Annotated in this window: 9 protein-coding genes; 2 read left to right on the forward strand and 7 right to left on the reverse strand. The window is 68.5% G+C overall.

The features are described from left to right. Positions 1-272: 272 nt before the first annotated feature. Positions 273-1286 carry an aldose epimerase family protein gene (locus AC6HZP_RS01935; RefSeq protein WP_497525173.1) on the reverse strand — a complete coding sequence of 338 codons (1014 nt, stop codon included), beginning with the start codon at positions 1284-1286 and terminating at the stop codon, positions 273-275. Between the two features lie 74 nt (positions 1287-1360). Then, a complete protein-coding gene (locus AC6HZP_RS01940; RefSeq protein ID WP_497525174.1) occupies positions 1361-2860 on the reverse strand; it encodes a phosphomannomutase/phosphoglucomutase in 1500 nt (499 codons plus the stop codon). A gap of 420 nt (positions 2861-3280) precedes the next feature. On the opposite strand from AC6HZP_RS01940, the gene AC6HZP_RS01945 reads away from it, so the two are divergent. After that, a complete protein-coding gene (locus AC6HZP_RS01945; RefSeq protein ID WP_497525175.1) occupies positions 3281-4240 on the forward strand; it encodes a nucleoside hydrolase in 960 nt (319 codons plus the stop codon). A 464-nt stretch (positions 4241-4704) separates the two neighbouring features. Continuing rightward, positions 4705-5586: a glycosyltransferase family 2 protein gene (locus tag AC6HZP_RS01950; RefSeq protein WP_497525176.1), complete on the forward strand. Its 882-nt coding sequence runs from the start codon at positions 4705-4707 to the stop codon at positions 5584-5586. A gap of 78 nt (positions 5587-5664) precedes the next feature. On the opposite strand, the gene ertB is transcribed toward AC6HZP_RS01950, so the two are convergent. The 5 genes from ertB to AC6HZP_RS01975 form a co-directional block, all read right to left on the reverse strand. Further along, entirely contained in the window at positions 5665-7335 is a 1671-nt protein-coding gene (ertB, locus tag AC6HZP_RS01955) for a thiourocanate hydratase (RefSeq protein WP_497525177.1), read from the reverse strand. A 13-nt stretch (positions 7336-7348) separates the two neighbouring features. After that, entirely contained in the window at positions 7349-8467 is a 1119-nt protein-coding gene (gene ertC, locus AC6HZP_RS01960; protein WP_497525178.1) for a thiohydantoin desulfurase, read from the reverse strand. A gap of 17 nt (positions 8468-8484) precedes the next feature. Next, positions 8485-9741 (reverse strand): N-carbamyl-l-glutamate amidohydrolase ErtE, encoded by a 1257-nt coding sequence (ertE, locus tag AC6HZP_RS01965; protein ID WP_497525179.1) that lies wholly within the window; start codon positions 9739-9741, stop codon positions 8485-8487. A gap of 8 nt (positions 9742-9749) precedes the next feature. Next, a complete protein-coding gene (ertD, locus tag AC6HZP_RS01970; RefSeq protein ID WP_497525180.1) occupies positions 9750-11123 on the reverse strand; it encodes a hydantoin-5-propionate amidohydrolase in 1374 nt (457 codons plus the stop codon). A gap of 561 nt (positions 11124-11684) precedes the next feature. Beyond that, positions 11685-12443, reverse strand: a complete 759-nt coding sequence (locus AC6HZP_RS01975) for an ABC transporter permease (RefSeq protein WP_201401863.1) — start codon at positions 12441-12443, stop codon at positions 11685-11687. Positions 12444-12472 lie beyond the last annotated feature (29 nt).

Raw genomic sequence — 12472 nt, forward strand, 5'->3', positions numbered from 1 at the left:
CCAGCGAACCGGACTGCGAGAGCACGTCAGCATGATCCGCTGCGCTGCGGAAGGGAAGAAAAATCGCGTGTTTCTGTCGCGAACCCTCCCCCCGAGGAAGGGGCAGAACTCCGTCATCCCCGCGAAGGCGGGGATCCATACAGCTGCAGCTTCGGGCGTTTCGCCGATCAGCAAACCCGGCTGAATGGATCCCGGGTCAAGCCCGGGATGACGACGAGGGTGGGGGAACGCCGGGGCGTTGCGTCTTCGCCCGCCGGAGGGTTCAGGCCCGCCTAACCCGTCCGGCTGAAGGAGAACAGCGTCTCCTGGCGGTAGGTCTCGCCGGGGCGGAGGATGGTGTTGGGGAAATCCTGCCGGTTCGGCCCGTCGGGGAAGAGCTGCGCCTCGAGGCAGAGGCCGGAATTGGGCCCGTAGATCTCGCCATTGATGCCGGGGTCGAGCGCCTTGATGCCCTGGCCGCCATAGAGCTGCACGCCGGGCTCGGTCGACAGCACGTCGAGCGCGACGCCGCCCTTCGACGAGGCGAGGCGGGCGAGCGGATGCGGCGTCGCGGACTTTTCGCGCGCGACGACGAAATTGTGGTCGTAGCTGTCGACGACGCCGTCATGCCCTTGGCCGACCGGGCGGCCGGCGCGGAAGTCGAACGGCGTGCCCTCGACGGGGCGGAATTCGCCGGTCGGGATCTTGCCGGCGTCGACCGCCAGATAGGTCTCGGCCGGAATGGTCAGGACATGCTCGCGGACCGTGCCGGCGCCGTCGAGGTTGAAATAGCTGTGCTGCGCCAGATTGACCGGCGTCGGCCTGTCGGTGGTGGCGCGGATCGAGGTGCGGAGCGTCCCCGGCGCGTCGATCGCATAGGTGAGTTCGACCTCGACCGTGCCGGGATAGCCCTCGTCGCCGTCCGCGCCGGTGATGGCGAGCGTCACGCTCGACGCATCGGCGCGGGCGAGCTTCCAGACGCGCGTGCCAAAGCCTTTGAAGCCGCCATGCAGGTGGTTCGGCGCCTCGTTCGGCGAGACCTGGAAATCCTCGCCGTCGATCGTGAAGCGGCCGCCCGCGATGCGGTTCGCGAAGCGGCCGGCGACGGCGCCGAAATAGTTGGGATTGCGCAGATAGCCTTCGATCGTGTCGTAGCCGAGCACCAGCGGATGCGGCACGCCGGCGAGCCGGATGTCCTGGATCACCGCGCCATAGGTCAGGACCGTCGCCGTCAGATCGCCATTCGAGATGGTGATCGCCTCGACGGGCGTGCCGTCCGGAAGGGCGCCGAAGGAGCGGGAGGGCATGGGAACAACTCCGGGAGAGGGGAAAGCGGAAGTGTGCCCCGATCCCCCCGCCGAGGGAAGATCGGGGCCGGGCTTCAGATCGTCTGGTTGTAGGCGCCGACTTCGGGGTTCTCGCGCAGCACACCGTCAACGGCCTTGAAGATCTCGTGCATGCGCGCCTCGGAGACCGGGCTCTCGACGACGACGACGAGTTCGGGCTTGTTGGAGGAAGCGCGGACGAGGCCCCAGGTGCCGTCCTCGGTGACGACGCGCACGCCGTTCACCGTGACGAGATCGACGATCTTCTGCCCGGCGACCAGCTCGCCCTTGGCCCGCTTCTCCTCGAACCGGGCGACAACCTTGTCGATGACGCCGTATTTCTTCTCGTCGTCGCAATGCGGCGACATGGTCGGCGAGCCCCAGGTCTTGGGCAGCGCGTTCTTGAGATCCGCCATGGTCTTACCGGGGTTGCGGTCGAGCATGTCGAGAATGGCGAAAGCCGAGACCAAGCCGTCGTCATAGCCGCGACCGATCGGCTTGTTGAAGAAATAGTGGCCGGACTTTTCGAAGCCGGCGAGCGCGTTCAGCGCGTTGACGCGGCGCTTGATGTAGGAATGGCCTGTCTTCCAGTAATCCGCCTTGGCGCCGTTGGCGATCAGCACGGGATCGGTGGCGAACAGCCCGGTCGACTTGACGTCGACGACGAAGGTCGAGTTCGGATGGAGCGCCGAGAGGTCGCGCGCCAGCATCACGCCGACTTTGTCGGCGAAGATCTCCTCGCCCTCATTGTCGACGACGCCGCAGCGATCGCCGTCGCCGTCGAAGCCGAGGCCGACGGCCGCGCCATGCTCCAGCACCGCGTCGCGGATCGCGTGCAGCATCTTCATATCTTCGGGGTTCGGATTGTAGCGCGGGAAGGTGAAGTCGAGCTCGGCGTCCATCGGGATCACCTCGGCGCCGATCATCTCCAGCGCCTTGGGCGCGAAGGCGCCGGCCGTGCCGTTGCCGCAGGCGGCGATCACCTTGATCGGGTGCTTCAGCTTCGGCCGGTTGGTGATGTCGGCCATGTAGCGGGCCGGGTAGTTGTCGTGGAACACATAGGATCCGCCGCCGCGAAGGTCGAAGGCGGCCGTCAGCACGATCTCCTTCAGCCGGGTCATCTCGTCGGGGCCGAAGGTCAGCGGCCGCGCCGCGCCCATCTTGACGCCGGTCCAGCCATTCTCGTTGTGCGAGGCGGTGACCATGGCGACGGCGGGCACGTCGAGATCGAACTGGGCGAAATAGGCCATCGGCGTCACGGCGAGGCCGATATCGTGCACCTTGACGCCAGCCGCCATCAGGCCGGTCACGAGCGCCAGCTTGATCGAGGCCGAATAGGAGCGGAAGTCGTGGCCGGTGACCAGCTCGCGCTTGACGCCGAGCTCGCCGAGCAGCGTGCCGAGGCCCATGCCCAGCGCCTGCACGCCCATCAGGTTGATCTCGTCGCCGAACAGCCAGCGCGCGTCATATTCCCGGAAGCCGGTCGGCTTCACCATCGGCTTCGATTCGAAGTCGTAGGTGTTGGGAACGAGCTTGGGTACCGGCGTCGGAAACATGGGGAACTCCCGTCAAAAAGGCTGGGCGGAGATTGGCGCGGAAATCGTTGCCAAACTGACACCAGGGGTGGGCATTGCGCGGATCGGCCCGTTGAATGGGCTTTATCTCTTTGTCGCGTTTTCTTCACGCGAACCGGTATCCACTTCGCTCGAAAACGCTCCAGCATAGCCGGTGCACGCATCGCTTGCATCTTCGCGCGATTTGCATGTCGGCGAGAGTGTTCGACCCGTCGTCGCAGTAAACCCGTGGCCGCCGGCGCGGTTCCGCGATTCGAGTGCGCGCTGCGGCCGGGCGCAAGCCGGCGCCACGGCTTGACGCTCCGGCGCGAGCCCCCCTAACGTCCGCCGGTCCCGCCTTTGACCCTTGGTCGGAGCGTGATTCCCGCCTTTCGTTCTTCTCTGCCCATTGGAGTGCCGCGCGTGGCCCAGAAGCTCATTCTCGACGTCGACACCGGAACCGACGACGCCGTCGCCATCATGCTGGCGGCGCTGCATCCGGAAATCGAGCTGATCGGCGTCACCACCGTCAATGGCAATGTCGAGGTCAAGTTCTGCACCGACAACACGCTGCGCGTGCTCGACCATATCGGCCGCTCCGACATCCCGGTCTATGAGGGCTCGAACCGCCCGTTCGTGCGTGACAATTTCCCGGTCGCCCGCGGCGTGACCGACCAGGCCTCAAAATTCCATGTCGAGACGCTGCCGGTGCCGGCGGCGAAGTCGAAGAAGGCCGACAAGGGCGCCGTCGACTATCTCGTCGAGACCTATCGCAAGGCCAAGGATCCGATCGCGCTGATGCCGGTCGGCCCGCTCACCAACATTGCCGCGGCACTCGCCGCCGATCCGGATTTCGCCAGGCGCGTGCCGGAGCTGATCATCATGGGCGGCGGCCACGAGATCGGCAACATGACACCCTCGGCCGAGTTCAACATCTGGGCCGATCCGGAAGCGGCGGCGCGCGTCTTCTCGGCTGGCTTCGAGAAGGTGACGCTGGTGACGCTCGACGCGACACACCGGGCGCTGGTCTCCTATGCCGATTGCGACCGCCTCGCAGCACTCGGCACGCCCGCCGGCAAGGCGACGTCGGACATCGTCCGCTTCCGCATCGAGATGCACGACATCGCGCAGAAGATGGACGTGCTCGGCACCGCGCCGGTGCATGACGCCGTCTGCGTCGCCTATCTGGTCGACCGCGAGATTTTGACGACGCGCCACCTGCATGTCGACGTCGAGACGGGTGGTGCGCTGACCGTCGGCCGCACCGTGATCGACACGCATTTCCGCGGCAACCGCGCCCCCAACGCCCACGTCGCCTTCGACGCCGACCCGAAGCGCTTCGTCGACATGCTGGCCGAGATTTTCGCCCGCCCGCACGGGTAATTCGCTCCCTCGCCGTCATCCCCGCGAAGGCGGGGATCCACAGGGGCCGGAGCCTTGGGCGCGGAGGCGCCTCTCACGGCGAACCTCCCGATGCCACGGCTGAATGGATCCCGGCTCGGGAGGCCGGGATGACGGCGAGCGTGTGGAAGCGCCGAGCGAATCCAGCGCTCCCGTTTCTCGCCCACCCTCCGCCGTCATCCCTGCGAAAGCAGGGATCCACAGGGGCCGGAGCCTCTCCGGTAGGAACCCGGCTGCATGGATCCCGGCTCGGAGGCCGGGATGACGGTGAGCGTGGGGAAGCGCCGTGCGAAGCCGACCTGACAGCCTCCTCCTTGCGGCGTAGCCGATCCTTCCCGCCCTCGACCTATTGCCGTGCCGGCTACCCCGTGCGGCGGAAAGACGCCCGGCGCCCGCCTGCTAGGCTCGGGCAAAGGGAAGGTCCCGAGCCAGGAAGGGAGGGGTGCTTGAAGCTCGCAGTCGGGATTGCCACGACGGGGCGGCGCGAGGCGCTGTCGCAGGCCGTGGCGGAACTGGCCGGGCAGACGCGGCCGGCCGACCGGGTCGTCATCTGCGCCGTCCGGCCGGAGGATGTCGACGCGGACGCGCTCGGCGGCTTCGGGCTGCCGCTCGACATCGTCTTCGCCGCGCCGGGATTGCCGCGCCAGCGCAACGCCATTCTGGACCAGCTCTCCGGCTTCGACGTCGTGCTGTTCCTCGACGATGATTTCCTCGCCCGTCCGGATTATCTGGCGGGGGTGGAGGCGATCCTGACGGCGCATGCCGATGTCGTGCTGCTGAGCGGCACGCTGCTGGCCGATGGCGCGCGCCATGCCGGCATCCCGGTCGAGGCGGCGCGGGCGATCCTCGCGGCATCCGCCGCGACGGTCGAGGGGAGCGAGGCGCTGGAAGAGGTCTTCGGCGCCTATGGCTGCAACATGGCAGCGCGGCTGGCGCCGGTCTTCGCCGCCGGCCTGCGCTTCAACGAGAACCTGCCGCTTTATGGCTGGCTTGAGGATCTCGATTTCAGCCGACGGATCGCCCGCCACGGCCGGGTCGTTCGCTCGCCTTGGCCGCGCGGCGTCCACATGGGGAGCAAGGGCGGGCGAGGCTCCGGATTGCGCTTCGGTTATTCGCAGGTCGCCAACCCGGTCGAGCTCCATCGCGAGGGGCTGATCCCGCTTTCGAGCGTGCTGTCGCAAACCGGGCGCAATCTCGCCGCCAACCTCGTCCGCTCGCTGGCGCCGGAGGCGCATATCGACCGGCGCGGCCGCCTCCGGGGCAATTTCCGGGCGCTCGCCGATCTCGCACGCGGCCGGCTGAGCCCGCGCGCCATCCTCGACATGTAGCCGGCTCTTGGTGGCTCCATTTTGGTCGCGTTTTCTTCACGCGAACCGGTACCCACTTCGCTCGAAAACGCTCTCGCCTCAGCTCCGGCGCACGACCTTTTCCGAGGGCACGTCGAAGCGCTGGATGCCTTTTTGCGCCGCCTCGTCGAGCGCGTCCTCATAGCCGGCGTCGGCATAGCGCAGCACGCCGAGCGAGGTGTCGTTGTCGAGCGCGCGGCGGAGCCGTTCGGCGGCTTCAGGCGTGCCGTCGGCGACGAGCGTCACGCCGGCCGAGGTCATGTAGCCGGCATAGCCACCGCCGCCCGAATGCACGGTGACGAGATCGGCGCCGGAGGCGGAAAGCGCCATGGCATCGAGCAGCGGCCAGTCGGCGATGGCGTCGGAGCCGTCGCGGAGGTTCTCCGTCATGATGTTGGGATGCGCCATGGCGCCGGCGTCGAGATGGTCGCGCGAAAGCGCGATCGGGCCGGAGAGCGCGCCCGACGCCACCATGTCGTTGACGGCGAGCGCGAGCTTCGTGCGGGCGCCATGGCCGAGCCAGGCGATCCGGGCTGGAAGCCCCTCGAACGGCACGTTCTCGCGCGCCAGCCGGATCCAGTTGGCGACGATGCGGTCGTCCGGGAAGAGTTCGAGCACGCGGTCGTCGATCTTCCGGATGTCGTCGGGGTCGTTGGCAAGCGCCATCCAGCGGAACGGGCCGATGGCGCGGGCGAACAGTGGGCGCAGATAGGCTTCGGTGAAGATCGGGATGTCGAAGGCGTTTTCCACGCCGCCCTCGCGCGCCTGGGTGCGGATCAGATTGCCATTGTCGAAGACGACGGCGCCGCGGCGCTGGAACTCCAGCATGGCGCGCACCTCGGTGACGATCGACGCGCGCGACAGCGCCATCAGTCTTGCCGGGTCCGATTGGCGCAGCGCCCGCACTTCGGCGAGCGGCAGGTCGGCCGGGGCATAGCCATAGACGAGGTCATGCGCCGAGGTCTGGTCGGTGACGATATCAGGCACGATGCCGCGACGAACAATTTCGGGATAGATCTCGGCGGCGTTGCCGACCAGCGCGACGGAAAGCGGCTCGCGGTGGTGGCGGGCATGCGCGATCCGCTGCAGCGCCGTGTCGAGGTCGGGCGCGATCTCGTCGACATAGCCGATCGCCTTGCGCTTTTCGGCGCGCTCGGGATCGACGTCGACGGCGAGGATGGCGGCGTTGGCCATCCGGCCGGCGAGCGGCTGCGAACCGCCCATGCCGCCGAGGCCCGCCGTCAGGATGAAGCGGCCGGCGAGATCGCCGCCAAAATGCTTCTCGGCGATCCGCATGAAGATCTCGTAGGTGCCCTGGATGACGCCCTGGCTGCCGATATATTGCCAGGCGCCGGCGGTGAGCCCGCCCCAGCAGATCAGCCCCTTCTGCTCCAGCTCGTAGAAATATTCCGCCTTCGCCCATTGGCCGACGATGTTGCAGTTCGCCATGATGACGATGGGCGCCTGCGCCTGCGTTCGCAGCAGGCCGATCGGTTTGCCGGACTGGACGACCAGCGTCTGGTCCTCGTCCATGGTTTTCAGCGCCTCGACGATCGCGTCATGCGCCGCCCAGTTGCGCGCCGCCTTGCCGAGGGCTGCGTAGACGATCAGGCTGTCCGGATCCTCGCCGACCGAGAGCACGTTTTCGAGGAGCCGCAGCAACCCCTCCTGCCGCCAGCCCTTGCAGCGGAGCGTCGTGCCGGAGGTGACGGGATAGCGCGGGTTCCGCATCACTTTGCCCCCCTCATTTCTTGCCCTTCCGCTTCTTCTTCTCTTCCTCGAAGACGTAGCGGGCGATCTCGATGCCCATCGCCGCCTCGACCGGCGGGTAGACGGACGGGTCGAGCACGCCGGCCGAGAGCGGGATGATCGTCTTCGGCACATGCAGCACATGCACCGTCATGCCGACATTCAGCTGGCCGACCGAGAGTGGCTCGCCGTCCTTGTCGAGCGTGGTGATGACGTCGGGGAAGGTGGCGAGGCGGGTCCCGTCGGCATCGTCGATCGCCATGTACTCGTTCATGACATGCAGCGTCGTCGCCTTGGCGCCGCTGCCGATGACGACCGTGCCGATGTCGAAGGCGGCGTTGGTGTAGACGACGTCCTTGCGGGCGATCCGGCCCGAGACGGCGATCGTCCCGCCCGTCACCTTGCAGATCGCGTCGATGACGGCGGCGCCGCCCTTGCCTTCCGCCTCGAGGATCGCCTCGCCGAGCGCCAGCGCCATCGAGATGCCGCCGAGTGCTGCGTTCTTCTTCACATAGCTGGCGCGGACGGGATTGCGGGCCGAGGCGATGAAGCCGCCCGACATGTCGGAGGCGGTTCGAAGCACCGGCGACACCTTGGCCGTCGCGCCGCGCACCACCAGCTCAATATAGCGGTTCTCGGCCCGGTTGCCGCCGACCGCCGTCTGGATGGTCGCTTCCGGCGAGGCGGCGAGCCCGATCGAGCCCATGTCGCCGGTCGGATGCGCGCGGATGTCGCCGACGGCGTCGAGCACCTTGGTGCCGAGAATGGCCGAGGGCAGCCAGCCGTTCAGCGTCGACGAGCGGCCGTTCTGGCCGACCATCAGCGCCGCGATCGGCTCGCCGAGCGCGTCCTGCAGCAGCCGCACCGCGTGCACATAGTCGACGCCCTGCATCTCCCAGGCCGTGGTGCCGGCCGGCGCGCCGATCGCGGCGGCGGTGGCGACCCAGTCATCTTTGGCAAGCTCCTCGACCGAGACCAGTTCGGGGCGGCCGATGCGCACGGCGGCGAGGCCCAGCATGCGGCCGTGATCGGCCCAGCCGCCGCCGCCCGCCGCATAGACCGATCCGCCGCGCACGGCGGCCTCGACGTCTTTCTCGGTCAGGATGCGACCCATGTTGGTTCCTTTCTGCGTCAGCGGAGCGTCTTGTCGAGGCGGAGCACGGCCTCGTAGAGGACGGCGGCGCCGGCGGCGATTTCGCCCGGCTCCGACCATTCGTCCGGCGTGTGGCTGCGGCCGTCCTTCGAGGGAATGAAGATCATCGCGGCCGGCGCGATGCGCGAGAACCAGGCCATGTCGTGGCCGGCGCCCGACGCCATCCGCAGCGACGACAGGCCGAGCGTCGCGCTCGCTTCCTCCAGCACGTCGAGCAAGCCGGGATCGGAGAGCGCCGGCATCGCGTCGGAGAGGACGCGGAAGGTGGTGATCCGCGTGCCGGTACCCGACATCGCCCGCTGCAGCAGCGGCTGCAGCTCGGCGACGAAGCCTTCCAGGAAGCTGCGCTCCTCGGCGCGCGCGTCGAGCAGCATGGTGACCCGGCTCGGCACGACATTGGCGGCGTTCGGCTCGATGCGGAACTCGCCGACGGTGGCGACGAAATGGCCATGGCCGGCGGCGGCGCGGCGTCGCGCATCCTTGGCGATGACGGAGACGACGGCGGCAGCGCCGGCGAGCGCGTCCTGGCGCAGCGTCATCGGCGTCGTGCCGGCGTGGTCGGCCCGGCCCTCGACGACGATCTCGATCCGCGTGATGCCTGCGATCGCCGTGACGATGCCGATGTCGCGGCGCTGGTCGGCGAGCACCGGCCCCTGCTCGATGTGAAGCTCCAGATAGGCGGCGATGTCGTCGCGGCGCGCGTCGTCGAGATTGTCGACGTCGCCGCCCATGCGGTCGATCGCGGCGGCGAGGATCTCGCCGGTCGGCTCCGAGCGGTTCAGCTGCTCCTCCGAAAGCTGGCCGGCGACGGCGCGGCTGCCGATGCAGGAGAGGCCGAAGATCGACACCTCCTCGGCTAGGCAGTCGATCACCTCGAAGGCATGGTCCAGCTTCGTGCCGTCGCGCAGCAAACTGCGGGCGACGGCGATCCCGGCCATCACGCCGGCGGTGCCGTCGAAGCGGCCGCCATCCGGCACGGTGTCGCTGTGCGAGCCGATGACGATCGCTCTCGCGTCCTCGTTGCGGCCCTCGCGCCGGCCGATCAGATTGCCGGCGGCGTCGAGCCGGACGGCGAGGCCCGCCTCGCGCATGCGGTCGGCGACATAGGCGCGGGCTTCGAGGAACATCGGCGAGAAAGCGCGGCGGGTCCAGGGATGGTCGGGATCGGTCAGCGCGGCGAGCGCCATCAGATCGTCCCACAGCCGGGTTTCGTCGACGGGCAGATTGGTGCGCATTCGGCGGGTCAATTTCCGATCGGCAGGGCGGCCCGCGGCCGGACGAAGCGGCCGGATCCGGGTTCGGCCAGCACGTCGCGTCCGTCGAAGGCCTGGATCCCGCGCAGGAACGTTCCGCTCACGCGCCAGGGGAGCTTGATGCCGTTATAGGGGCTCCAGCCGACGACATTATGCCCACTTGCCGCTGCGTCATAGAGGAGCGGCTCGGGTGTCAACACGACAATGTCGGCATCCCTGCCGATCGCGAGCGCGCCCTTCTCGTGGTCGATGCGGAAGTGCCGCGCCGGATTGGCGGCCATCAGCCTCGCGGCCCATGTCAGCGGCAGGCCGCGTTCGAGCGCGCCCTTGACGAAGAGCGGAACCATGACCTCGAGCCCCGGCGCGCCGGAGGCATTTTCCAGCATGGCGGGCCTGGTCTTGCGGTCCTCCGACCAGGAGACGTGGTCGGTCGAGACGAGGCTGACATTGCCGAGCGCGACCTGGCGCCACAGCGCCTCGACCTCGGCGCGCGGCCGGATCGGCGGGTTAATCTTGGCCTTGCCGCCAAGGCGGCGGACGTCGTTTTCCTCGTCGAGCGTCAGATAGTGGATGCAGACCTCGACGCTCGCAGCATAGCCCTCGGCGCGGTAGCGGGCGGCGAGCTCGGCTCCGCGCGCCAGCGACGAATGCACCACATGCGCCGGGCAGCCGGTGAGCGCGCCGGTCTCGAATATCTCGACATCGGCGAGCAGCTCGGTGAGCGGCGGTCGCGACAGGCCGTGCGCCCGCCAGTCGGTGATGCCCGAGGCGCGGACGCGGGCCATATGCGCGTCGACCGCCTCGTGGATCTCGTTGTGCACGCCAGCGGTCAGCCCGGTCGACGCGATGGCGGCGAAACAGTCGGCGAGCAGCGCCGGCGCGATGCGGGGGAAGCGCTTCGGATCGGTGCCGAAGGTCGAGAACTTGAACGCGGCGACGCCGGCCGCGACCATTTCGGGAATGCGGGCCGGACCCTCCTCGGGATCGATCGTGCCGTAGAGGGCGAAGTCGACGCGCGCCTGCGGGCTCGCATGCGCGACCTTCCTGGCGACCGCCTCGGCCGAGCAGACGAGATTGCCCTCGTCATAGGGCATGTCGACGATGGTGGTGACGCCGCCGGCCGCGGCCGAGCGGGTCGACCAGAGGAAATCTTCCTGGTTCTTCTGGCTCAGCGAATGCACCTGCGCATCGATGGCACCGGGCAGGATCAGCGCCTCGCCCAATTGATGGCGTTCGCGCGCCGCGGGAGCCGCGCCCTGGCCGATCAGCGCGATCTTGCCGTCCGAGACGGCAACGAAGCCGCCGGGAATGACGCGCTCGGCGGTGACGACGGTGCCGGAAAGGACGAGATCGAAATCGCTCATGCGGTCACCCGATGACTGTGTCGAGACGAGTGCGTGCTTCGAGACGCGGCCGTCGGCCGCTCCTCAGCATGTTGAGGTCAGTGTTGTCTGGTTCTTCGCTACCGATGTAGACCTCCACCTGCGACATCCTGAGGAGGCCCGCAGGGCCGTCTCGAAGGACGCACGGCGCTTCCCACGCTCCCGTCGCCCCGGCGAAGGCCGGGGCCCATGAACACCGTCCGACGTGATTGGCTTCCGGTCGGTGGATCCCGGCCTTCGCCGGGAGGACGGACTGTGCGTGCCCAATGACCCTCACCCCAACCCTCTCCCGGGCGCGGGAGAGGGAGTCCGCCGGCGCCCCCTCACCTCTCCCATGGGGAGAGGTCGGAGCGAAGCTCCGGGTGAGGGGGTAGGGAACTCTCCGGTGAGGCCTCAACCCCTCACCCGACGGCCTGCGGCCGTCGACCTCTCCCCATGGGAGAGGTGAAAGGACGGCGCCCAATGCACGATGGGTCAGACACCCAGGGAGCCGTGAAGCCACGGCCTCAGAGGCTTCTAAGGATGGCGGCTCGGCGGGGGGCCTCATCCCGCCACCTCCGCCAGCCGGCCGGTGCGGCGGGCGACGCGGCGTTCGAGGATCGCCAGCGCGTCGTAGAGCAGCACGGCGAGCAGTGCGACGATGATGCCGCCCTGCAGGATGAACGAGGTGTTGGAGGTGAGCAGCCCGGCGATGATCACTTCGCCGAGCCCCTTGGCCGCGACGGTCGAGCCGATCGTCGCCGTGCCCATGTTGATGACGACCGAAAGCCGGATCCCGGCGAGGATGACGGGCAGCGCCAGCGGCAGCTCGACGCGAAAGAGCTGCTGCTGCGGCGACAGGCCCATGCCGCGCGCCGCCTCGACGACGTTGCCGGGCACTTCCTTGAGGCCCGTGATCGTGTTCTCGAAGATCGGCAGCAGGCCGTAGAGGACGAGCGCGATCAGCGTCGGCTTCAGCCCGAAACCGACCACCGGCACGGCGAGCGCCAGCACGGCGACGGGCGGAAAGGTCTGGCCGATATTGACGAGGCTGCGCGACAGCGGCAGGAACTCCGCCCCCATCGGCCTGGTGACGAACACGCCCATGACGAGCGCCAGCGCCGTGCCGATGACGCTCGCCACCGCGACGAGCCCGAGATGGGCGAGCGTCAGGCTGAGCAGGCTCGACTGGGTGTAGATCACCGGCGCGTTGTTTTCGGTGAACGGCTTCAGGATCGGCTCGAACCAGTCGGGCCGGAGCACGAGCGCGAGCAGCAGCGCCAGCGCCGCGAGGCGGGCGACCGGGCCGACGAACCGCCTCATGCTTGGCCGCCTGTTCGATTGCCGGCCGG

This window comes from Kaistia sp. SLG-1 (assembly GCF_059699055.1).

Excerpts from the sequence above, each read along its gene's own strand:
- ertB (WP_497525177.1), bottom strand. The coding sequence starts at position 7,335 with ATGCGGAACCCGCGCTATCCCGTCACCTCCGGCACGACGCTCCGCTGC.
- AC6HZP_RS01940 (WP_497525174.1), bottom strand. The coding sequence starts at position 2,860 with ATGTTTCCGACGCCGGTACCCAAGCTCGTTCCCAACACCTACGACTTC.
- ertC (WP_497525178.1), bottom strand. The coding sequence starts at position 8,467 with ATGGGTCGCATCCTGACCGAGAAAGACGTCGAGGCCGCCGTGCGCGGC.
- ertE (WP_497525179.1), bottom strand. The coding sequence starts at position 9,741 with ATGCGCACCAATCTGCCCGTCGACGAAACCCGGCTGTGGGACGATCTG.
- AC6HZP_RS01935 (WP_497525173.1), bottom strand. The coding sequence starts at position 1,286 with ATGCCCTCCCGCTCCTTCGGCGCCCTTCCGGACGGCACGCCCGTCGAG.
- AC6HZP_RS01975 (WP_201401863.1), bottom strand. The coding sequence starts at position 12,443 with ATGAGGCGGTTCGTCGGCCCGGTCGCCCGCCTCGCGGCGCTGGCGCTG.
- ertD (WP_497525180.1), bottom strand. The coding sequence starts at position 11,123 with ATGAGCGATTTCGATCTCGTCCTTTCCGGCACCGTCGTCACCGCCGAG.